We start from the raw sequence: 21,476 nt of genomic DNA, 5'->3' as shown, positions 1-21,476 counted from the left end.
TGGGATGCGTTGGAGTGAGTCGGGTTTCAATCATTTACTGATCCTTCGCGTTGCTTGGGTCAATCAACGTTTTGACTCTCTTTTTCCTCATGTCACTCTTCCAGTACACAAACACTCCCCCATCCCTTAACTACGCCCCTCTTGATATGGGTTCAGAGCGTGTTTTGGACATTCATTAATTATGTAAAACTGACAAATATCGATGCACAGTGACACATTAAATGACGTGAAGACAGATTGATGTCATTAGCTTTAAGCATTGCTCTGTCTCATTTCTGTCATTATTTTACCATAAATTTATCATCTACTTGATGACATATTAATTGTCGCTTCTCAGCATCGTGACACTTTATGTGTCGTTTTCTGTTTCTGGGCTAGAGCGAATGTGTGACAAATTAGTGGTCACTTTCTTTAATATCGGTTAGGATAACACTATGTGTTTATAAGTTACTGATATTTACAAAGCGCAAGGATGGAAATAAAAGAACAAGCGATTAGCGAGGGTGCTGCTCCCGAATCATCTACACGGGAAAGCGCACCAGAACAGCAGACGATCGTTACTGAATTAACCCCAGAAGGGCAACTCAAGCTCGAAGCGATCCAGAGCTTGCTCGAACCATGCGATCGAGTTACTTATGGTCAACGGCTGCGAGATGGGGCACAGAAGCTGAAGATATCGGTAAGATCGCTCCAACGGTTATTTAAAAAGTACCAAGAGCAGGGGCTACTTGCCTTGACTACAACAGAGAGATCCGATCGAGGGCAATATCGGATCGGTGAATTTTGGCAGGAGTTTATCGTTAATACCTACAAAAATGGTAACAAGGGTAGTCGGCGGATGACTCCTAAGCAAGTTGCTATTCAGGTTCAAGCAAAAGCCAAGGAAATAAATGACTCTCAGCCTCCCAGTTATCGAACGGTATTGAGGGTAATTGCACCGATTCAAGAACGTGCCGCCGAAGTTAAGAGTATTCGTTCTCCAGGTTGGCGGGGTTCGACTTTATCTGTGAAGACTCGTGACGGATATAACCTGGACATTAACCATAGTAATCAAGTGTGGCAGTCGGATCATACTCGTTTAGATGTAATGCTAGTCGATCGACATGGCATAGTTATCGGTCGTCCGTGGTTGACAACAGTGATTGATAGTTACTCTCGCGCTCTAATTGGGATTAATGTCGGCTTCGATGCGCCGAGTTCTCAGGTAGTGGCACTGGCTTTGCGTCATGCTATTTTACCCAAGGTGTATGAGGCAACGTATGGATTGCATACCGAGTGGATTACTTATGGGAAGCCAGAGTATTTATTCACCGATGGCGGGAAGGACTTTCGATCGAATCACATCACCGAAATCGGCACACAACTGGGTTTTGTACATAAACTACGAGATCGACCATCAGAAGGTGGGATTGTGGAGCGATTCTTTGGAACATTGAATGAGTCGGTGTTGAGAGCATTACCAGGGTACACCGGAGCGAATGTACAACAACGACCTAAAGATGCTGAAAAGGATGCTCAGTTAACGCTACGAGATATCGAAAGAATAATTGTGGGGTTTATTGTCGATAAACATAATCAAGCTCTGGATGCACGGATGGGGGATCAGACGCGCAATCAACGGTGGGAATCTGGATTGATTGGCGATCCGCCGTTGATTTCAGAACGAGAGTTAGATATTTGTCTGATGAAAACCATTCGACGAACTGTGCAAAGGGGTGAGAATGTCCAGTTTGAGAATGTGATGTATCAGGGCGAGTATTTAGCTGGCTATGCAGGTAAAACTGTGAGTATTCGCTACGATCCCAGAGATATTACGACGATTTGGATCTATCACCAGGAACAGAATAAGGAGGTGTTTTTGACTCGCGCTCACGCTCACGATTTGGAAACGGAGCAACTGTCTGTAGACGAGGCAAAAGCCAGTGCCAAACGGGTAAGATCTGCGGGGAAAAGCATTACTAATCAGGCGATCTTGTATGACGTAATCGATCGCAGTGTCGAGAAAGAGACAACTAGTAAGCCTAGCCGCAAACAAAGGCAGGAAGACGAGCAAGCTTATAAAAAGTCTGTCACAGTTACCAAAACCGTTGTGGAAATTCAGACAGAGAATTTAAAGCTTGATGCTGCTGAGTTATCCGTGAGCGAACAGGCTTCTGAGTCAGTGGTAAGTTCAGCCCCCATCGACGATATGGAAGTTTGGGATTACGAAAAAATGCGTGAGGACTAGGAGTGATAGCAGATGAGTGAAGCACAGAAAATTGCTACAGAATTAGGCGATTTACCGATTGATAGTGAGTGGGTAGAGGCAGAAACTAAACGTTTGCGCCGCAAGAGTGTTTTACTTTTATCTCAGGTAAAAGAGTTGCACGAGTGGCTGGGTGAAAAGCGGAAAGCGCGTCAATCTTGTCGAATTATCGGGGAGTCTCGCACGGGAAAAACGATCGCATGTGAATCATACATGTTGCGGAATAAGCCTCGGCAGACGGGCAGACAAACTCCGGTAATTCCAGTAGTATACCTGCTACCACCATTGAAATGCGGCTCGAAGGACTTTTTTGCATCGATTCTTGAATACCTGAAATATCGAGCCGTTAAGGGGACTCTTTCAGATTTTCGGAGTCGGGCGATGGATGTTCTTAAAGCTTGTGAGGTCGAGATGCTGATTGTAGATGAAGCCGATCGATTGCAACCCGATACGTTCCCTGAAGTCCGCGATATTAGTGACAAATTGGGGATTGCGGTGGTGTTGGTAGGTACCGATCGATTGGATGCCGTCATCAAGCGAGATGAGCAAGTTCTCAATCGATTTCGTGCTTAGAGAAGATTCGGAAAGCTTCTGGGGCAAGAGTTTAAGGATACGGTGGTTATTTGGGAAAACAAGGTAATTGCCTTGCCTGTACCGTCTAATTTAGCAAAGGTGGATACTCAAAAATTGCTGCTGAAGGCGACGGGGGGATATATCGGTAGATTGGATGAGATCTTGCGGGAGGCAGCGATTAAGTCGCTATCGAGGGGGCATAAGAAGATTGAATATTCAATCTTGCAGGAAGTAGCGAGGGAATATACTTGAGTACTGAAATTCAGTCTTGGTTATTGTCGATCGAGCCGTTCGAGGGAGAGAGTTTAAGTCATTTTTTGGGACGGTTTCGACGGCAGAATCATTTGTCGCCCAGTGCTTTAGGCGATTTAGCGGGGGTGGGGGCAGTAATTGCTCGATGGGAGCGGTTTCATTTCAATCCTTTTCCTTCTGATGCGGAGTTAGCAGCCGTTGCGGAGGTGGTTGGAGTGACACTCGATCGACTCAGACAGATGTTAGCTCCAGAGGGAGTGAAGATGAAGTGTGAGCCGATTCGGCTGTGTGCGGCTTGTTATCAGGAGGAGCCTTATCATCGGCTGGAATGGCAGTATCAATCGACTGGGGGGTGCGATCGGCATCAATTACGGTTATTGTCAAAATGTCGTAATTGTCAGGCTAAGTTTCCTATTCCAGCTTTGTGGGAGGATGGTTGTTGCGATCGATGTAGGCTACATTTTGGTGAGATGACTAAATGGCAAAAGTCATATTAGCAAACAACCTACCAGGTGGGGTTATCTAATTCTATCTGCTTGTTTGGAACTACCTTGTAAGCAACTTACCTTGAGCTTTTGCGGCTCTAACAACATTACTATTTGCAGTAAATACGATAATTCCTGGCACGGTCACGAAGTCACCATCATCAGTGACGATTTGGGTAATACCTTCTTTTTTCATGGCTTCCAGCATGAATAAATCGTAACCATCCAAAAATTGGCTTTGGAATCGGGATAAGGCTAAATTCGTTACGACTTCATTCACTACCACGTCTATGGGCGCGGAAGTCGATGTTACCTGACTCCAGGCTGTTTCAATTTCCTTGATGACTTTACTTCTCTCGGTTGGATGATTATGACGATATTCTTTTGTTTTAAACCTTTTTGGATCTAAATTTTGAGAATCAACGAATAAATTGTATTCTGTTTTTTCGATTAGATGAGAAAGTTCGGACAGGCTCAAGCCAGTATAGGTCAGGATTGAATTAGCTACAATTGCCTGACTTAAATAGTCAGGATAACTCTCTATTTGGTAAGAAGCAGCACTAATGCTGGCATTTGTATAAGTATGCCAATACCAGACGTTAGTGTCTACCATAAAAACGTCTTCAGCGCGAGGACTGTCAACTCTGATGTCAACTATCTGTGCCTGAATCTCGTAATTAATCGCCATTACATACTAGCTGCCATCTCTCTGATAACTTCATCTTTGGTGTGACGAAATTTGGCATCAGAGTAATAACGCTGTGCATTTTCAATGACTAGCTCAAGGGTATTAGAGCCAACAGCATTGAGATTTTTGATAATCAGTAACTCGTTCAGCCGATCTGCTTTTAAATCTCTAAGCAGTTGCCCGATCGCATAATTAAAGAATGGTGAGGCGAAAATTCTCACGCCCATGAAGTCTAGTTCTACAGTTTCGCCAGATTGAAGCTGTGGATAAATAGCATCGTATAAACTCTGACCCTGCTTGAGGGTCATGCAGTTTTCACCAAGATCTTGTCTGATATTAATCTCCATCGGTGTAAACTCCTGATTGGAACCAAGGTTTGTTGGGTCTATGGGGTTTTTTATAGTACCTAGACTCATCACAATTTAATTTTATATTTATTAGTGTTCCCTCAAAAGAGGAAAAACACTCTCTACAGGTTACTCCATCTTGGGTTAAGAGTACATACCCATTATGGCTGATAATCTGAATTACGCCGTTGTGTTGGGTCACAAAACGTTTCAGAGTATCTAATCCTTCACCTCCTGAGACGCAGCCACCACGAGTTGTCCTCTGGTCATTGCCCACTCGATCGCTTCTGTAGCTGAAGTAGTGGGGTCGCCTGTGTGACTCCTGACTCGTTGAGGGATGCCTACACCAAAATCTACAATCGCCAAGTTTAATTCACAGAGGTTTGGATACCTCTGCCCACAAGCGAAAACTCCTACTTTTGATTCAGCGTGTTCAAAGGCATTTTCGTGAATTTCCGCAATTTTGTTAATAATCTCAATCTTGAGATCTTCGCTAATATCGATCCATCCTCTTCCTAGCCAGAACTCTGACAGGTATGATACAAAACTGTCACTGTCTTGGATTGGATATTCTCGATAAGGAATCGAGTTACCGTTAGACTCTCGACTATCATTGCTAAATGCACCGTAGAAGCCATTTTTCTTGAGATTGGTGGCTATGGGGGTCGAACAACTACTCCAATCTATTCTAACAGTTTTACCTTTTAGCTGGTTTAATCGTACTAGTCCACCGATAAAGGCTACAGCACTATGACGGAGAAACTGACATTCAGAAAAATCTAGGATGAGATGTTCTCGATCGGTGTCAATAGCCTGCTGGTGTAGTGAGAAGAGCCGCTCAAAGTCTTGAATATCATCATTGAGTGTTGGTACTTTTAGAATCAGGCTCATGGAGTACAAATAATTTCCAGCCAAGCTTTTGACAGAAATAAAAATATAATCCACTTTCCCCAATTATGTCAATTTTAAATCATATACATAACTCATATTTAGATAATTTGTCTAAATATGAGTTATGTAGTGTGCTAGGATGTCTAGCAAATTATTGTTGTCTAGCTGATATATGCCTCTAATTTTTAACATTTTATTCAAAATTATACATCATAGCAATGATCTAAGGTGTATAATTTAATCTTTTTTCATGATGGTTTTATGTCACACTTTACATGCCAAATACACGAAACACGAAAGCTCTGATATCTCAGCAGCTCAAACATATTTCAGAAGATAGTCGCAAACAACAACTTTTCTTCAAACAGGCTCAGTAGAATCTTATAATCTTTGCTGGTTTCAATGATTTTTACAAGCTTTTCTTTGACTTCTAATTCTGCATCCAAATAAGTCTTTATTCTCTTCTCAATAACTAGCTGAACTGCATTCCAAATATTCTCATCCAGCATGAAAAAAGTTATTTTCTTGGGATCGAAAATAGGATACTTTAGATCGTTGTAAAAACCTGGGACAAATGCTTCAATTTCCAGAATATCAATTTCCAAGTAGCTAGATCCGATTCCTTGAAAACAAAGATCGATATACTCATCATAATTTTTTTCAGTGCCTCTAAGCAAAAGAATAAGAGACTCATAAATATTTTCACTGGGAAAATGCGGAGTTATCTCTTCTTTGAAAACTTTGAGTTTTTGAAATTGTATTGTTTGAGACATTATTTTTACACTATATTGATTTTAAATAATTAACAAGAGATTCAAAGTCACTGAGCTTCTCTAGTTCTTGAATAAGCCCTTGAAAATTATCACGATCGTAATAATTAATATCTATTTCTGTATAAGAATACTTGAATTCTTCCAAGATTCTTCTTCCGTCATTATTAATTAAATTCACCGGAAAGACGTAGTAGTAACCACTAGGAGTTCGTCTATTTTCCCATCTAGATTGAAGAAGAGCAATTGCCCTTTCTAAATATTTAGGATCGATTGCGCCACCAGGATCGCTATGAGAAGATTTACATTCCCAAATGTAATTACCAATATTAAAAACTTTTGATTCCATTTTAAATTATCTTTTTCCAAAATCGATCTTCTGCTTAAGTGATCGTTCTTACTTTTTACAGCAGTCTACAAATGCTATTAACAACATAGATATAAAAGTATCTACAAGGGGCATTAGCACGGGTTGATTATATAACGATATCTTCGGAAATACACCGATCGCTAACGTTTTTTGCTGGTGCAGTGCGTGAGCGTCTCAAGTGAGGCTTGATTGTAGAAATTTTCCCAGAGCTACTTATTCTGGTATGTTCTTTTATGACTTTTTTCTCTCCACTTATCAGGCTTTTTAATTTATCATTTGCTTCTTTATTCCTAACTACAAAATCCGCTCCTGGCTCATTCGATCGAAGATTACTTTCATAATCTTGATTGGCAATATATCCAAGCTGCTCTACGACATCTGTAAATATAAACTTGAATTTCTTGTCTACTATTTTCCCTTTGTCTGTTGCACCCGAATCGAGAAATCCAGGCTGTTGCTGTAATGCTTTTAAAAAAGCATTCTTTGTGTTATGTATAGGCTGTTTAGGATTTGTAAATGTAGCATTGTTTTTATTTAAAAATAATACTTGTAAATATCTAAAAAAGTCTTGGATTACAGAAAAAATTTGTCTCATAAATTTATAGTGGCGAACTAGTTTTTTGGCATATAAAAAATAATCATGATGATGATGATGAAAGACAAAATACTGTGTTTGAATTGCAGACCTTATTAAAAAATGCTAGATCTCCATCTAACTATCTTGTACCTCTGAGACTTTCCTCAGAGATATAATGGTAATTCAGTACTTTATGTATAAAATCAGACATGTGCTCCTAGCTATTGTAACTTGGCAATCTTAATTTTGATAGCAATGCTAGTTGTAACTTTTCGTAGCGGAACCCCAAGGCAAAGATAATCGTTCCACAACATCTCGGCGTGATAGTACCCGCGAACAGAGTTCCCAGCGATCCTGGTCAGGGTCGATCGTGGTTTGATAGCGGATCTCGAAGACATCACGGGCTTTTTGGCGGAGGTGGATATACTCATCCATCATGTCTTCTAGCTTTTCGATGCTTTCGATCCAGTCATCTTCGATCGAGTCTGGTAATCCACCGAAAATATCGTAACGGTCTTTCATGCGGCGCGAGATGACTTGGTAGACTCGCTCGTCTTGAGTATCGTGGTAGACCAGATTTAGCGTATCGACATTGCGCCGAGATTGACCAAAGCGTTTGATTCTGCCTAGCCGTTGTTCTAGGCGGGAGGGATTCCAGGGTAGATCGATATTTATCAGCGTACCGAGGGTTTGGAGGTTTAGTCCTTCACAGGCGGCATCAGTGGCGATAACTAAGCGGATGCTTCTTTCCTTGACGGCTTTTTTAATGTCGTCGCGTTCTACTGAGGTAAAGTCTTCGCCTTTGAAGAGTCCACTTTTGCCAGCACCAGCATAGATACCGATCGGTTCGTTGGGCAGTAATTTGGCTAATTCTACACCCATTGCGTAGACGGTATCGTAGTACTGACTGAAGATAATACAGCCATGCTCTAGCCAGGTTCGATCGTCGGTGCGATGTTGGGTGAGAAAGTAGCGTACTGCTGCCAGTTTGGGATCGCGAGCTTCTGGTCTGGAGAGTTCTTCGACGATCGTCTGGAGGTGCGTTGCCTCTTCTGATGTGAGTGTACTCAAGGCATCATCCAGCAGCCGCACCTGTTCTTCATCGTCGAGGGATTCCCGCCGGAGCATCTTTTCAGCAGTCGATCGACCGGATGCAAAACTCGAACAAATCCGTTGCAGGAGTAGTGTTTTCATGAATCCAGCCGCCTTGGTGCGCTTCTGCAAGGCGGTGGTAAAGTCTTCAGCGGCTTGATACGCTAGATCGAAGGGATGATTAGTCAGCAAGCCTAGACCACTAAAACCGACTCCAGTGTAGGCGGTGGCTGGGGCATCTGGATTGGGATGGATATCTACACCGACTTTCTCTAGTAAGCCAGCTTCTTCTAATGTTTGGCGGCGACGTAATACGGTGTGGCGGAGGATTGGGTTATGTTGCTTGAAGAAGTCGGGAGCGAGAGCTTGACCGATCGCTTGTTGTTCTAGATATCCCAGGCAGCCGAAACCAAGATCGGTAAAAAATGTTTGCGGTGGTAATCCTAATTGCAATCGTAATGTCATAAATAGAGGATCTTCACGATCGGGTGGCAGCGGATTTCGTAACCATTCCCAAGCATCTCGTTCGTCTACAGGTCTTTCATCACCTTTGACGAATGGTAGTGCTTGTTCGCAATCATCCCACTTGCCAAAGAATTCGCGACCTAGCACAAAGTCGGCACCAGCATTGAGGATGCGGAGCAGATCCCAGAGTTCGTTTACTTCAGTTTGGATCGGCGTTGCAGTACCCAAAAGTAGGTTGCGGGTACGGGAGCCGATACGGAGCATGAAATCGAGTAGATTATTTGGTTCTCCTTTTTTCGCGCCCAGTCCCCCGCGTCGCCGTGCTTTGTGTGCTTCGTCGAGAACGACTGTCCCATACTTTCGCTCTAGTAAATACCCGCGCTCCTCAGAGTCATGAAAGATTAGACCCGTAGAGACAATAGCGATCCGAAAGGGACAGTTGGTGATGTCTTCTGGCCCGCGTGTTTTGATAATGTGTCCATTGGGATCGCTCCATACTTTGCGGTTGGATAACCAGACGGCACTGGGAATACCGAGTTTATCGGCTAGCTCTACCTGCCATTGGAGGGTGAGGGTGGAGGGACACAGGATTAGAATCGGGCCATCATCGAGTAGGGCGGACATCATCGCGCTGGCAGCAAGGGAAAGGGTTTTACCGACTCCCACTTCATCAGCAAGTAATAGGCGGGCTTTGCCGTAGATTTCGCGATGTTGGAGGAAGAGGGTGACGAACGATCGCTGCCACGGCTGAAGTTGTTCGCCACCGCGATAGATCGGACTTTCGGCGAGGGCAGCAGCAGGTAATTCGTTAGGCTTGACATCGGGGAAGCGAATCTCGACTCGATCGGCAATCCGCTTGACTTCGGCGAGAATGGCATCGGGGAGGGGGTAGGCATCTGGCCAGAGAGCATCAAATTCTTCCTCTACCCAAGCAACTCCTTCCGGTGAGGTGTCTTCCCAGAGGATTTCGTAGTTGTGGGCAAAGGCACTTTTGGTTTCGTTGACAGAGCCTAGAAAGCAGGTTTTGGTACCATCGGCGGCTTCAATAACTCCAGCTTTGCCGTGGATAAAGATCCGATCCTTGGGTACGACGCGAATCTCGACTTTGCCACTGGTCAGGAGTTCGTATAAATAACGGTAGCGATCGCGATACAGCAACGATTCAACTTCACAGGGGACTTGATTCCAGCGTTCTTTTAGTGCCATCTCGCGGACGTGCTTAGAGATGACGACATCAGCAGCATCTAGTTCGCTATTGCAGATAATCTGCACTGAAGCAATGGAAGAAATCTCTTCACCAACTAGCTCAAAAATGGAACTGCGAAAGTAGCCTGCAATTCGTTTGTATGATTTGGCTGTTTTGAGTCGATCGCGCAGGAAGGCATGGTCGAGGCGTTGGCGACGGGAGGAGAAACGATTGATGGGGTTCATGTTGTTTGGAAATCTCAGCCCTATAAGATTTAGGGTACCCAGAAGTAGCACCTTGAAGAATACATCGATCGAACTTTGCTGGTTATCGATCTTAAAGCTAAACTATCAGTAGGGACTACTTTGTTAGCTCCCACGTTCATTCATGGGAAATCTCGATTCGCCAATGGCGACGATACACGAACGATATGGACTGGCAATCTCACATTACTATCGACCCGAATATCTTGGTGGGCAAACCCACGATCGTTGGTACCAGACTAGCGGTTGAATTCATTATCGATTTACTCGCTCAGGGGTGGAGCACTGATGAAATTCTGCGAAACTACCCAGGTTTAACGATCGATGATATTCGAGCCTGTCTTAGCTATGCTAGTGCTGCTCTGAAGTCTGAAAAAGTTTATGCGACCATAGCCTAATTCATGCGGTTCCTTGCTGACGAAAATTTCCCATTAGATGCTGTTGAGGCATTGCGCCAAAATGGACACGATGTAGCTTGGATCAGATCTGATTCTCCAGGTATCGCCGACCCTCAAGTGCTGGAACGCGCTCAAGCTGAAGACCGGATTGTGTTGACGTTTGACAAAGATTTTGGAGAATTAGCTTTTCGCGAAAGGTTGCCTGCTACGACTGGCATCATCTTATTTCGGATCAAAGCACCTTCGAGTGCGGTAATAGCTGAAAAAGTAGCAAGATCGATCGCTTTCCGCGATGATTGGTACGGACATTTTAGCGTCGTTGAAGATGACAAAATCAGAATGAGAGAACTCAATTGAACCGATCTCATTTAGATGATGTTTGCGCCGTTCCGATACCGCCTCCGACTGAAGTCGGGGCTAACGATGCAAAGTCCGCCTACGCGGACTGGGAAATTAGTCCGCGTAGGCGGACTTGGCTCGCGCGTGCAACGATTTCAATCGTTGAAGTATTCGAGCCTATCCCAACCGTTGATTTTTCACCAATTCGCACAACACCCGCGCCGCGCTAGCCTCTTCAGGGCGCAATCCATCCAATCGCTTCGCTAGATAGTCAGCCAGTTCTACGGCTAGCTCTCGCTGAGTCATATCGCCATAATAGTTGGGGATATTGAGGGTGAGGTGAGCCAGCACCTCGTCGCCGTCGAGATTTTTGACTAGCTCCATCACGGCATACAGGACAGCGCGTAATACTGACTGATACAATTCGGCACCTTCACCCATTTCGGCACGACCAAACTCTACGGCTGTTCGCAGTCGCGCTTTATTGGCGCGTTGGTCGCCCATTAGCACTTTGAAATCCCGCACTTTGAAGGCTTTGGCAAAGCTTTGGTAGTTGTCGAGGGTTTTAGTGCCACGGGCTTCCATATCGAGCATCTTGAGGTAGAAGCGTTCGGCACCACTGAGCTTATCCCAATAGGTTTTGGCGATGCCTTGGGGCACTAGGCACTGATTGGCGGTATCGACGGCAAAGTTAATCAGTCCATCCACAAAGGTGATTTCTTTTTTGACTCTGGGGCGAATCGCTTCGGCGGTCATGTCGCGTCCATCGATGATGGCGTAGCGGGTGAGGACGCGCAGGGCGGCGGCATAACCAGCCATCTGGATGTCGGCATCCTCAAATACGTTTTCGTCGCGGTAAAGTCCTTTTGCCTGTTGGTTGAGTCCAGTCAAATCCTGGACTTGGGTTTCGACTTCTTCCTGAATTTCCCAAGCCAAATCGTCACGGGTGGTTTTATGTTGTCCGAGGCGTTTGCGACAGACTAATAGGATGGTGCCTTTAACATAACTACCCTCCCTTAAAGGGTTGTTCGTTTCAGTCACAACATACCAAGCAGCGGTGACTTGTAGGCCAGATGCCCAAACAATGTTTGCCATATCTGCCCAGATGGAACCAGATTGGTGGGTGAACATAATGATTTGGATGCCGTTGTCTGGCATACATTCGGTCATCCGTTTATAAGCGGCAACCATATCACGGCGGAATTTTTCGTCTTCACCTTTAATTGCTAATGAACGGCGACTATCCCAAACCCAATCAGCAAATTCTGGAGGTGGATTTTTGCGAAGCCATGCAATGAAGAATTCGAGAATCTCCTCATATTTGACTGCATCGCCGTAGGGAGGATCTGTGATAAAAATATCATTTTCAGAAGATAAATCAGCACAGGCATGACAATTAACTGTTTTTGAACTTGCAATATGAAAGCATTTAGTTTCTTTATTCGCGACCTCAAACAGATCTCCTGTAGATCGGCAACTGTAACTAAAGAGAGTATTTAGAGCTTGATTGTAAAATACATTCTGACTGCTGTTGCGTATACCACCAATCTGCTGTCCCGTTTTTGTAAATCGAGCGGGTGAAGTTGCCCATCGAGTGAGTTTGCTAGAAAAATCCAGCATACTTGTAAAAGCTACTATACTTGAATATTCATTTTTATATTCGACATTAGATAAATATTTTTTTGCTAAACCTAATGATATTAGTTGTCGTGGTGCCCATAGATGATGCCAGTGTGTCCAACCTCTTTCTCTGATGGGTTGATCTGTATTATATCCTGACTCTATTCGCATATCTGGAATCCAGCCTTTATTTTGCCAATCATCTAGATGTTCAGTAATAAACTTCTCGGCAATCTGTTCTCGTGCTAAATCTGCTGCGGTAATAGAGCGAAACTCAAAATCATAGCCCTTTCCCTTTTGCTTAGGGCGCATCCATTGAATACAATATAAACGCTCTTGAAAAATATCATCTGGTCTAGGTTTGAAGTCTTGCTTTTCCCAACTTCTTAGGCGATTGGCATTAGTTTTATCTTCTTTCCGATAATCACCGCGCAATGTAGAAATTTTAGTGCGATATTCAACACCATTAACTGCATGAACTAAATAAGAATTTTGTCCCTTCCCCTCACTACGAATCGTCCCCTTTGTTGCAAAAGCAAGTTCCTCTTCTGTTTCACAAGTGCGAATATTAATGTCATAGCGTTTATTCTGCGAATCTGGTACTAGATCTGCAATCAAGCGATGCCCCTTACTTACGATCGAGCTTGGCATTAATGGAACCATCCAGCCAGTCTGTGGACAACGGGTTTCTACACAATAAAGGAACACTTTTGCCCGCCAGCCATTTCCATCTGTTTCTACTCCCAGTTTGTCAATTTCTGCCTGAACTTTGTCAAAGAGTTGAATCTGATTTTCTGCAAGTTTTTTGTGGTCTTCTTTAGAGCCACCAACAATATTAAACGCGCCCCAAGTTAGCATACAGGCAACTGGATTGAGGTCAGAAGCGTAGACATCACAACCCAATCGCGCCGCCTCAAAGGGAATTTGTCCCGAACCAGAAAATGTATCAGCAACACGAGGACGATGACCGAAACGCATGATCCCAAGTTGTTCTACTAATTCGGGAAAAGTGTAAGCTTGGGTGCCAAGATATCCGTTTACAGCATCCCAGATGTGATCGTGAACAGTATCCATCACTTCTTCAGAGCGATAGGACTGCTCCATCCACTGGCGGTAGGGTTCTTTTGGCAGCATTTGCGCTTCTAGTTGCCGCTGTTCTAGCTCTGTAAGATTGTTTCGCCAACTTACCTTCACTTTTTCGTATTCAGGATTTGACCAATCCACAGGTGAGGAAATCGGTAAACTCCCTTCTGGCTCAACAGTGAAATAATGAGTAATACATTTAATCGATAGCTTCTCTAGTATTTCCTTCGGCTTAAACCGTCGTTTCCAGCGGACGGCGAATGATTCATCATCCATCCCCATCAACTTCTCAAAAATCTCTAAATCCTTGGTGGGATTGTCGGTAGCGGGTAGCAAGCAACCTAGAATACAAGCCTTATTGAGAATTAATGGTTTACGCCCTTTCCAATAACTACCCAAAGCCGTCAAAGTTTTTCCCGATCCTGCCATCTGTTCCTTATATGCCTCAGCCGAGAGCTTCTGCACAGGTAATAGCCTTTCAATCAGGGCAGGAGCATCTTTGAGCGAAAACGGAGTAACAGCGTGGGTCATTGGGAATCCAGAAACAAAGGCAGAGTAAAGGCTTCGACCGAAAGTTGCAATTAACTCGATCTTACCAACATCGATCCTTATCATCATGGCTCACTCGATCGACTGTCAAGGTTACACGGTTCGATCGATCTAATTTTTAACTATCACAACTCCAACACACCGATCGTGACAACGCCATCAGGAATGCTATCTACCTCTAACTTATATCCTTCGAGTAGCCCCATGCCAATCAACGCTCCAGAAGTCGCTGCATTTACTTCTACTAACTTTCTAGCTCCATCCCAAATCACGGTTGCTGCATATACTTGAAACTGAGAGATGGTACCATCACCTAAAATCGCCTTCTGGTACCCTTGGATCTTCAATCCTAATTCCGAGATTGTTTCCAGTGGTAAAATCAAATCTCCATTAAAGCCTGTATCGATCACTGCATCTACAGCAACTTTCAGATTTTCATCGCCCAAAATTACCAATTTGAGAATAGCTTCCCGACTGCGATTGACTCGTCCAAACATCGTCATAGGTAAGCTGGTCGCACCGAATGAAACTTGTGAACCGCGTCCGCACCAACGCGCTCAAACCACAACTGGGCATCTGGTAAACGCTCGAACATTTTAGCCGCCGCCGCTAGAGTATTTTCAGCCAATTCAAATTCACCTGTTTCAATATCGATCGCGACAATTTTGCCATCACAATCTCCATTCAATTTCGGTAACACTAGATCTCGATATAGCTGAGAGCCTTTGGTGGCAAATTCTTCTGGACTGTATTTTAGCTGATGAGTATTCATACGCACACTCAAGGAGTATTGACTAAATTATATCTCGCCTACCTCGATCGATTATTTGGAATCCATGAACAAAGGCAGACTAAACAAATCGAGTTCGACAGGGCGGGGGCGTTTGCGTCTTGGGGACGGCTGTTCACCATCCGAGAGCGCGTAGAATAGAGCGCGTCGCCAGCCCCGTTGAGTATCACAGGGCAAGCCCGCTTCAGCCACTGTCATCGTAAACAGCCACCAGCGTTCCTCTGGCCGCAAAGCCGCCCATTTACTACAAATTACCGGAATTTTATCCTCACCCGCCGTCTCAGCCGCCCATGCCAGAATACACAGTTCCTTGCCGAGTAATCGATCGACCAGATTTATCCCTGTATGCCAGCGACCAGTCAGGATTTTAGCAGCTTTAAGCCGATCGTTAAACTCCCGACGAGCAGTATCCGCGATCGCCGACCAAGTAGCACGGGTGAGAATTACCCGCTCCTCACCACTGGGAACCTCCCCATCCAAGCCACGATAACCATAATCTTCAGTAATCACAACCGATCGATTTCGGGCGGCGGGAATCTCCACTTGGAACAGGTGAGATCCAAACGCATTTGACGCACCAAAATCAACAGTAGTTAGCTTTTCGCTCATTGCTCCACATCGCCGACCTTCAACTCAATCCCTAGCTTACTAGCGAAATCACTCAGATCGTGACCACTAGTAAAGTGACCTTTACGAAACGTCATAGTTACGGGTGTCTCTGGCGTGAACTTTTCCAACACCTTGCTCAATAAAGCTTCGATGAAAGGAGCATCCACCGCAATCTCACCCACATTGATGCTCATCATCTGGCTACCTTGCCCGACGGTCAACGTCATCCCCTCAAAAGTAATCGACTTCTCCGCCGCTTGCTTTAAACCTTCAAAGGTCTTGCTCCGAGAATCCAACTTGCGCCCAGATTGGGAAACCAAACGGCTCGGCTTGACCGGATCGACCTGTACGCCCCGATCTCCCTTGGCAGGAAACCGGAAATCTTTCTTAGCTTCCAGGCTATCGGCTTCAGCAAACGCCCGAATCAACACATCCCCATCGCCAATGCTAATCGCACCAGTATAGGGAGTCCCTTCACGGGGTTCGCTCCCATCGAGAGTATAGCGAATCGATCCCTGTGGCGAAACTAACAATTCAACGAACCGCTGACCGTCTCGCTCGGAGAGGACATTGCGTAAAACCAACGTGTTAGTCCAAGGCACTGGATTGCCAGTCTCATACTGCCCCGAAGGATCGCAGACCAAAAATGTTACTCGTAAGGCATTGGTAGTCAAGATTTGATCTTGGAGTTGAGGACTAGACTCCGTAACTAGACCATCTTCCGCATAGTAAATTCGTGGCGCGGGGCCAGCATTTTGGGGATTTATTCGCAGCCGCACCCGACCATCATCATCGGGTTGAGATTCAGGAATGAACTGTACCGAAGTCATTTTCTTCTTCGGCTTCTTGGTGATGTAGCCATTACCCAGATCTTCCCACAGCCCGCGATTACACGCGATCGTTTTGAGTGTATCCAATCCCTTGGGCGGCAACCATTGCATCCCCGCTTGCTCGGTATATCGATCGACTACATCCGACCAGCGGGCATCATCTTGATTCTCTGGCCACAATAGATCCTGCGCCTTATCCCGAATTGCATCAAAATCTTGCTCGACATCGGGAAACAGCTTCGGTGGATTCGAGATCAGTGTTTTCTCGATCTGTTCCTCCCCATTGAATGGTTTAGCACTATCACGAGTCATGTCCAGCGGTTTAGAAATTAGCTGGGCAGTCTTCCCCGCCCGCTGAATCGGAAATAATACTCGATCGAATAAGTTGAGAATAGTGGAATTAAAATCTTGCTCGTAACTCTGCTGCTTGCGCTCCAGATCCTCTCGCTGAGGATGTCCAGCGGGAATCCGTCCATCGGCTTTTTTGGCAGCGTACAACTGACGTGCAGCTTTCTCCACACTACCCATCGCCGTCTTGTCACCCGTTAGCACACAGATATTATTCTTCTGACTCAAACCCTCAAAAAACTTCTGCACCTCATCGGGCGGGATTTTCGAGTCTGGATTCACGACCAATAATACCCGACCTTTCCGCACTCGATCGGCTACTTCTTCCAGTCTCGGCAATGGCAACACATCATCATAACAAGTCTTCCGCGAAGCCTTAAACATCTCGTGCAGACGTTGACGAATCAACTCATCCACCTGATTTTGAGGAGCATCATTAGCCAGACTCTGGAGCAGTTTGGTGAGGTTTTCTTGGCGATCGAAGTAATAGCGACCTTCCGGCGTATGATGCACGTACCAAGCAACTTTTTCTAGCTCATCAAACGCCGATAGGAAGTCCGAAGGCTCGCGCAAAGGCGAAACCAGACATTCTACCATTTCCTCACGAGTCAGCCCCTTCACGGCACTCACAGCCGTCGATAAGCTCGCTGTCAGCAACAAAGCACCAAGCTGAGTCGCAGACTCCTTCCCCGTTTGCAGATCGATGACCTGAGCATGGGCAGATTGTTGGATATCCCACAAATCCTTAGCGATTACATCGCGCATTCCAGAGATCTCGGTTAGCTTATCCCGCACGTCGGCGATCGATAGATCGAAATGCTGGGGGCCAATCAAAAACACATCATTAGCATCTCGCGCCCACACCGATTTCAATAACCGAGAGACTAATTCAATCAACCCACGGGTTTGTTTGAACTGTTCGTTTTCCTTGAACAGGGCAATGACATTTTTCAGTCTGGGGTGAAAGGGATAGGTAGCCGCAATCTCATCTGCGATCGCCTCTGCACCCCGATTAGCAGTTTTTGACTTAGCTGCCTCTTCCAGCTTGCGCCCAAAAGCATCCGCAATATCTTCAATTTCCGCCTTGTCTGGCAAACTTACAAACAGCCGCTTCCGTAAGATGTCATAAATCTCATTAGCCGCGAGATCGACGGGCGTAATGCTTCGTTCCTGACGACCAAGCTCCGAACTGGCATCCTTGAGAGCGCGGTTAATCAAACTTGCACCACTGTCGTAAGCTGCCGCCAAATCGGAAACCACAACACAGACATTTTTCTTCTTACCTGCCGCTGTTAATAAGTTCGCAAAGGCACGAGTAGCAATATCAGCAACAGTCCCATTACCAACCTTTTGAGTATCGAGAATGTGAAAGTAGGGCGGCATCTCATCGAGGAGGATCAGAATCGGTCGTTCGCGCCCGTCGCGTGCGCTTGCGCGGTCGCTCTCAAATAGTTGCAGCCAGTCATTTTCGTCAGGAGCCTTGGGGCCACTCTCCCAAAAAGATTTGAATTGCTCTCCTTTGCCAAGTTGATTAGCAATCTCACCCCAAAAAAAGTGCATTGGGCTATTACGACCATTAAAAGCTGCGATATCAGCACTCTCAAAAGCTGATGTATACGACATCCCCGCACAGTATTTTTCACGCAGTTCCTGATGCCGAGCTAGCAAACCAAAACCAACTAACAAGTGAGTCTTACCGCCACCCATCGCCTGCTTGAGATGAAAGATCGCTTGAGACGATGTTCCAGCCAGACGAGTTAGACCCTCATCAACTAGATCCCGCATCCCTTGAGTGATGTAAGTCTTCTCGAAGAAGGCTTCACCATTACCTTCACTTTTAATCAGTTCATCAAGCTGCTCGATCTGATCGCTGAGTTTGATGGACAAGGCATTGGGCTGGAGGGCGCAAGCATCACGGACAGTTTTCATATTCTTGAGGCAGATATGCCCGAATCGCAGGGTGGAGCATTGGCAACAATATCAAATTTAAGCTTTGAAAGTCTAGCTCTTTACAAGCCAATGCTGAGTGTAAACGAATCGATTTATTCTCTCGTTATGTAAAATATTCCCAAAATCCTCTGAAAATGAACTCTGCCAATCTTACTCAAACCTTTACCACTATGGACAATCGACTTCCGAACAGCGATTACTCCTCAATTTTTAATGCCGATCGATTATTCAGCTTTACCACTATCTAATCTAAGTAGTTCTTTCGAGTAGATCGGGACGTTTTCAAAAACAACGCTCTCGTAGCCACCCGCCGACAAATATTCATCCGAAGAAGGAATAACTTCACCCTTGAATTCTGCTAAATTTCGCTTGAGATGTTGGTAAATACTATCGCTAGCTAGATCTAATATCCCTCCGCCTCTTTCGAGCATTTCGATAGCAAAATCGCGATCGAAATTAAGTACGGCAGGCGAGTAGTCTTTTATGCCCAGTGCAATCATCCACCGCTTACTCTGACTTGGTTCCAGCGATTCACCAAACAGCCATGTTTCGCCATGCTGAAGCATTTCTAGCACCTGTACCGATGGCTCAAAACTTAAGCCTAGCGATAGTAGACGGTGCATCAAAGTCAACGCTAATAATTCCTTGATAGAATAATAAACATTTCGCCCCTTACCACTAGGGTTAACGGTAGGCACAACAACCCCCTTGTCCCGCCAATACTGAAGCTGTCGGCGGCTACATCCGGTGATCGTAGAGACTTCTGTGCTGGTGTAAAAATCGTTTTGCATATCAATTTATGATACACAAAGCCGCTGTCAAATAATTTATACTTATTAGCACATAATGTGTTTAAAAGATGATATGCTGTTGAAATGAGTCAAATAACTATCCAGTGTCAACTATTTGCAGACGAAGCTGCTAGAAAATACCTCTGGCAGTTGATGACCGAGCGAAATACTCCCCTAGTCAACGAATTATTGCGCCTAGTCGCCCTCCACCCTGATTTTGTGACCTGGCGAAAGCGGGGCAAACTTCCCACCGCCGAAGTCACAAAATTAGCTAAAGCCCTCAAAACCGATCCTCGATTTAGCAATCAACCAGCTAAATTTCACATCTCCGCTGAGAAAACAGCCATCTACACCTTCAAATCCTGGCTGGCAATTCAAAAACGCACCCAGCATCAGCTAGAAGGCAAATTATCCTGGCTGAGGATGCTTCGTAGCAATGAGGAACTAATAGCTGACTGCGGACAAGATTTAGAGCAAATCAGAACCAAAGCACAAGCTCTGATCCTGCGATACCAATCAGCAGAAGATTCGGCGGAATCCCAGAAAAATCTCCGCAAGAGTTTATATCAAGCTTACGATTTGGCAGAGCAGACACTTTGCGAACAAAAAGAAGGCTCTCTAACTCGGAGTGCGATCGCTTATCTTCTCAAAAATCGTTGTCAAATACCTTCAGATACTGATGAAGATCTCAAAAAATTTCTCAAGTATCGCCGTAAAATCGAAAATCAAGTCAACCGCCTCACCCAGCAACTAGAAAACCGTCTACCACAAGGCCGAGATCTCACAGGAGAAAAATTCCTCAAAACGTTGGAAGCAGCCACCAAAAACGTTCCAATCGATAATGCTGAAGCCTCACGATGGCAGTCCCAGTTATTAAAAAGACCCAATCTAGTCCCATTTCCCATCGTCCTAGAGAGCAATATGGACTTAAAGTGGTTGATTAACCCACAAGGCAAGATTGGTTTACATGTCGGTGGCATCAGCGAATATGAATTCACAATCGGTTGCGGTCAAAGACAACTGCATTACTTTCAACGATTCCTGTCTGATTACCAGACCATGTTAGCCAGTGGAAGACAGCATACCAGCAGCCTCTTTTTACTGCGATCGGCTAAGTTGATCTGGGTGCCAAGGAAAGACAAGGGCGAACCTTGGAATATGTATCAGTTATATCTTTTCTGTACCCTAGATACTCAATTATTAACCGCAGAAGGAACAGAATTAGTCAAACAAGAAGTATCACCAAAGACGACTAAAAAACTGGTAATGATGCAAGGGAAATCTAATCGAACCGACACTCAAGATATTTATATCAAACGCCTCCAAACCACTCTAAATAGAATCGATCGACCTTTTCATCGTCCCAGCAAACCTTTATATCAAGGACGGTCAAACATCATTGTGGCAGTGAGCATGGGACTACAATCTCCCATTACAGCGATCGCGATCGATATCACAACTCAAAAAATTCTTGCCTATCGCAACACCAAACAGTTGCTAGGCGATAATTATCAACTCGTAAATCGCCAACGAAATCTTCAAACACAGCAACGACATTCAAGCCACAAAGCTCAAAAAAAAGGTTTATCGCGCCAGTTTTCTAATTCCGAGTTGGGCGAACATCTCGATCGATTATTTGCTAAGGCGATCGTCGAATTAGCTCAAACTTACCAAGCAGGAAGTATCGCCTTACCCAAACTAGACCAAATCTGCTTGAGCATCCAAAGCGAATTAGATGCAAAGGCTCAACAGAAGATTCCTGGCTATGTCGAGGCACAGAAACAATACACCAAGCAAATACGAATCAACCTCCACAACTGGAGCTATAAACCTGAGTTCGATGAAGTTTTGTCTCCTCAAACTCAGGCATTTCAACACTTTTAGGCTAACAGCAGAATTTTTTCAATTTTTGGCACATTAAAATCCACCATCAATATCATTAATAGTTGAAAAAACATTGATTTA

18 protein-coding genes and 1 pseudogene are annotated in these 21,476 nt (G+C 44.9%); 6 read left to right on the top strand and 13 right to left on the bottom strand.

The genetic code is table 11. The annotated features are described in order from the left end of the window. The first annotated feature begins 472 nt into the window (after positions 1-472). The 3 genes and pseudogenes from ACEW9I_RS10410 to ACEW9I_RS10400 all read left to right on the top strand — a co-directional run bounded on the left by ACEW9I_RS10410 (position 473) and on the right by ACEW9I_RS10400 (position 3,567). Positions 473-2,227 (top strand): Mu transposase C-terminal domain-containing protein, encoded by a 1,755-nt coding sequence (locus ACEW9I_RS10410; protein ID WP_373540273.1) that lies wholly within the window; start codon positions 473-475, stop codon positions 2,225-2,227. Between the two features lie 12 nt (positions 2,228-2,239). Next, a pseudogene (locus tag ACEW9I_RS10405) lies at positions 2,240-3,070 on the top strand (TniB family NTP-binding protein). Continuing rightward, positions 3,067-3,567 (top strand): TniQ family protein, encoded by a 501-nt coding sequence (locus tag ACEW9I_RS10400; RefSeq protein WP_373540272.1) that lies wholly within the window; start codon positions 3,067-3,069, stop codon positions 3,565-3,567. The pseudogene ACEW9I_RS10405 and the gene ACEW9I_RS10400 overlap by 4 nt, the downstream one beginning before the upstream one ends. 49 nt (positions 3,568-3,616) lie before the next feature. Here ACEW9I_RS10400 and ACEW9I_RS10395 read toward each other — a convergent pair whose 3' ends face one another. The 7 genes from ACEW9I_RS10395 to ACEW9I_RS10365 all read right to left on the bottom strand — a co-directional run bounded on the left by ACEW9I_RS10395 (position 3,617) and on the right by ACEW9I_RS10365 (position 10,186). After that, on the bottom strand, positions 3,617-4,243 hold the full coding sequence (locus tag ACEW9I_RS10395) for a hypothetical protein (protein WP_373540271.1): 627 nt from the start codon (positions 4,241-4,243) through the stop codon (positions 3,617-3,619). Further along, positions 4,243-4,590 (bottom strand): STAS-like domain-containing protein, encoded by a 348-nt coding sequence (locus ACEW9I_RS10390; RefSeq protein ID WP_373540270.1) that lies wholly within the window; start codon positions 4,588-4,590, stop codon positions 4,243-4,245. The genes ACEW9I_RS10395 and ACEW9I_RS10390 overlap by 1 nt, the downstream gene beginning before the upstream one ends. A 219-nt stretch (positions 4,591-4,809) precedes the next feature. After that, positions 4,810-5,481 carry an ATP-binding protein gene (locus ACEW9I_RS10385; RefSeq protein ID WP_373540269.1) on the bottom strand — a complete coding sequence of 224 codons (672 nt, stop codon included), beginning with the start codon at positions 5,479-5,481 and terminating at the stop codon, positions 4,810-4,812. Positions 5,482-5,810: 329 nt separating this feature from the next. After that, complete coding sequence (locus ACEW9I_RS10380; protein WP_373540268.1) at positions 5,811-6,254, bottom strand: hypothetical protein; 444 nt, start codon at positions 6,252-6,254, stop codon at positions 5,811-5,813. Between the two features lie 10 nt (positions 6,255-6,264). Further along, positions 6,265-6,600 (bottom strand): hypothetical protein, encoded by a 336-nt coding sequence (locus ACEW9I_RS10375; protein WP_373540267.1) that lies wholly within the window; start codon positions 6,598-6,600, stop codon positions 6,265-6,267. 127 nt (positions 6,601-6,727) lie between these two features. Continuing rightward, complete coding sequence (locus ACEW9I_RS10370; RefSeq protein ID WP_373540266.1) at positions 6,728-7,216, bottom strand: hypothetical protein; 489 nt, start codon at positions 7,214-7,216, stop codon at positions 6,728-6,730. A gap of 240 nt (positions 7,217-7,456) precedes the next feature. Beyond that, positions 7,457-10,186 carry a phospholipase D-like domain-containing anti-phage protein gene (locus ACEW9I_RS10365; protein ID WP_373540265.1) on the bottom strand — a complete coding sequence of 910 codons (2,730 nt, stop codon included), beginning with the start codon at positions 10,184-10,186 and terminating at the stop codon, positions 7,457-7,459. Between the two features lie 185 nt (positions 10,187-10,371). Here ACEW9I_RS10365 and ACEW9I_RS10360 point away from each other — a divergent pair, with 185 nt between their 5' ends. Both ACEW9I_RS10360 and ACEW9I_RS10355 read left to right on the top strand, forming a co-directional pair. Continuing rightward, positions 10,372-10,602, top strand: a complete 231-nt coding sequence (locus ACEW9I_RS10360) for a DUF433 domain-containing protein (RefSeq protein ID WP_373540264.1) — start codon at positions 10,372-10,374, stop codon at positions 10,600-10,602. Between the two features lie 3 nt (positions 10,603-10,605). Continuing rightward, the gene (locus ACEW9I_RS10355) at positions 10,606-10,959 is read left to right on the top strand and encodes a DUF5615 family PIN-like protein (RefSeq protein ID WP_373540263.1); all 354 of its coding nucleotides are present in this window, start codon (positions 10,606-10,608) and stop codon (positions 10,957-10,959) included. Positions 10,960-11,118: 159 nt separating this feature from the next. Here ACEW9I_RS10355 and ACEW9I_RS10350 read toward each other — a convergent pair whose 3' ends face one another. The 6 genes from ACEW9I_RS10350 to ACEW9I_RS10325 all read right to left on the bottom strand — a co-directional run bounded on the left by ACEW9I_RS10350 (position 11,119) and on the right by ACEW9I_RS10325 (position 19,511). Beyond that, positions 11,119-14,175: an anti-phage-associated DUF1156 domain-containing protein gene (locus ACEW9I_RS10350; RefSeq protein WP_373540262.1), complete on the bottom strand. Its 3,057-nt coding sequence runs from the start codon at positions 14,173-14,175 to the stop codon at positions 11,119-11,121. Between the two features lie 143 nt (positions 14,176-14,318). Further along, positions 14,319-14,696: a clan AA aspartic protease gene (locus ACEW9I_RS10345; RefSeq protein ID WP_373540261.1), complete on the bottom strand. Its 378-nt coding sequence runs from the start codon at positions 14,694-14,696 to the stop codon at positions 14,319-14,321. Further along, entirely contained in the window at positions 14,693-14,965 is a 273-nt protein-coding gene (locus tag ACEW9I_RS10340; protein ID WP_373540260.1) for a hypothetical protein, read from the bottom strand. The genes ACEW9I_RS10345 and ACEW9I_RS10340 overlap by 4 nt, the downstream gene beginning before the upstream one ends. 51 nt (positions 14,966-15,016) lie before the next feature. After that, complete coding sequence (locus ACEW9I_RS10335) at positions 15,017-15,592, bottom strand: anti-phage-associated DUF3780 domain-containing protein (protein ID WP_373540259.1); 576 nt, start codon at positions 15,590-15,592, stop codon at positions 15,017-15,019. Beyond that, positions 15,589-18,699: an anti-phage-associated DUF499 domain-containing protein gene (locus tag ACEW9I_RS10330; RefSeq protein WP_373540258.1), complete on the bottom strand. Its 3,111-nt coding sequence runs from the start codon at positions 18,697-18,699 to the stop codon at positions 15,589-15,591. Before ACEW9I_RS10330 ends, ACEW9I_RS10335 begins: the two co-directional genes overlap by 4 nt. A 245-nt stretch (positions 18,700-18,944) precedes the next feature. Then, the gene (locus ACEW9I_RS10325; RefSeq protein ID WP_373540257.1) at positions 18,945-19,511 is read right to left on the bottom strand and encodes a MerR family transcriptional regulator; all 567 of its coding nucleotides are present in this window, start codon (positions 19,509-19,511) and stop codon (positions 18,945-18,947) included. A gap of 84 nt (positions 19,512-19,595) precedes the next feature. On the opposite strand from ACEW9I_RS10325, the gene cas12k reads away from it, so the two are divergent. Next, a complete protein-coding gene (cas12k, locus tag ACEW9I_RS10320) occupies positions 19,596-21,395 on the top strand; it encodes a type V CRISPR-associated protein Cas12k (protein WP_373540256.1) in 1,800 nt (599 codons plus the stop codon). Positions 21,396-21,476: the final 81 nt, after the last annotated feature.

This window comes from Chamaesiphon sp. (genome assembly GCF_041738855.1).
In the GTDB taxonomy this organism is placed as follows: Bacteria; Cyanobacteriota; Cyanobacteriia; order Cyanobacteriales; family Chamaesiphonaceae; genus Chamaesiphon.
Note: the sequence above shows the minus strand (reverse complement) of the source record. Positions and strands in the feature narration are given on the sequence as shown.

Coding starts and splice junctions, on each gene's coding strand:
- ACEW9I_RS10410 (WP_373540273.1), top strand. CDS start 473: ATGGAAATAAAAGAACAAGCGATTAGCGAGGGTGCTGCTCCCGAATCA.
- ACEW9I_RS10395 (WP_373540271.1), bottom strand. CDS start 4,243: ATGGCGATTAATTACGAGATTCAGGCACAGATAGTTGACATCAGAGTT.
- ACEW9I_RS10390 (WP_373540270.1), bottom strand. CDS start 4,590: ATGGAGATTAATATCAGACAAGATCTTGGTGAAAACTGCATGACCCTC.
- ACEW9I_RS10385 (WP_373540269.1), bottom strand. CDS start 5,481: ATGAGCCTGATTCTAAAAGTACCAACACTCAATGATGATATTCAAGAC.
- ACEW9I_RS10380 (WP_373540268.1), bottom strand. CDS start 6,254: ATGTCTCAAACAATACAATTTCAAAAACTCAAAGTTTTCAAAGAAGAG.
- ACEW9I_RS10375 (WP_373540267.1), bottom strand. CDS start 6,600: ATGGAATCAAAAGTTTTTAATATTGGTAATTACATTTGGGAATGTAAA.
- ACEW9I_RS10370 (WP_373540266.1), bottom strand. CDS start 7,216: ATGAGACAAATTTTTTCTGTAATCCAAGACTTTTTTAGATATTTACAA.
- ACEW9I_RS10365 (WP_373540265.1), bottom strand. CDS start 10,186: ATGAACCCCATCAATCGTTTCTCCTCCCGTCGCCAACGCCTCGACCAT.
- ACEW9I_RS10360 (WP_373540264.1), top strand. CDS start 10,372: ATGGACTGGCAATCTCACATTACTATCGACCCGAATATCTTGGTGGGC.
- ACEW9I_RS10355 (WP_373540263.1), top strand. CDS start 10,606: ATGCGGTTCCTTGCTGACGAAAATTTCCCATTAGATGCTGTTGAGGCA.
- ACEW9I_RS10350 (WP_373540262.1), bottom strand. CDS start 14,175: ATGACCCACGCTGTTACTCCGTTTTCGCTCAAAGATGCTCCTGCCCTG.
- ACEW9I_RS10345 (WP_373540261.1), bottom strand. CDS start 14,696: ATGACGATGTTTGGACGAGTCAATCGCAGTCGGGAAGCTATTCTCAAA.
- ACEW9I_RS10340 (WP_373540260.1), bottom strand. CDS start 14,965: ATGAATACTCATCAGCTAAAATACAGTCCAGAAGAATTTGCCACCAAA.
- ACEW9I_RS10335 (WP_373540259.1), bottom strand. CDS start 15,592: ATGAGCGAAAAGCTAACTACTGTTGATTTTGGTGCGTCAAATGCGTTT.
- ACEW9I_RS10330 (WP_373540258.1), bottom strand. CDS start 18,699: ATGAAAACTGTCCGTGATGCTTGCGCCCTCCAGCCCAATGCCTTGTCC.
- ACEW9I_RS10325 (WP_373540257.1), bottom strand. CDS start 19,511: ATGCAAAACGATTTTTACACCAGCACAGAAGTCTCTACGATCACCGGA.
- cas12k (WP_373540256.1), top strand. CDS start 19,596: ATGAGTCAAATAACTATCCAGTGTCAACTATTTGCAGACGAAGCTGCT.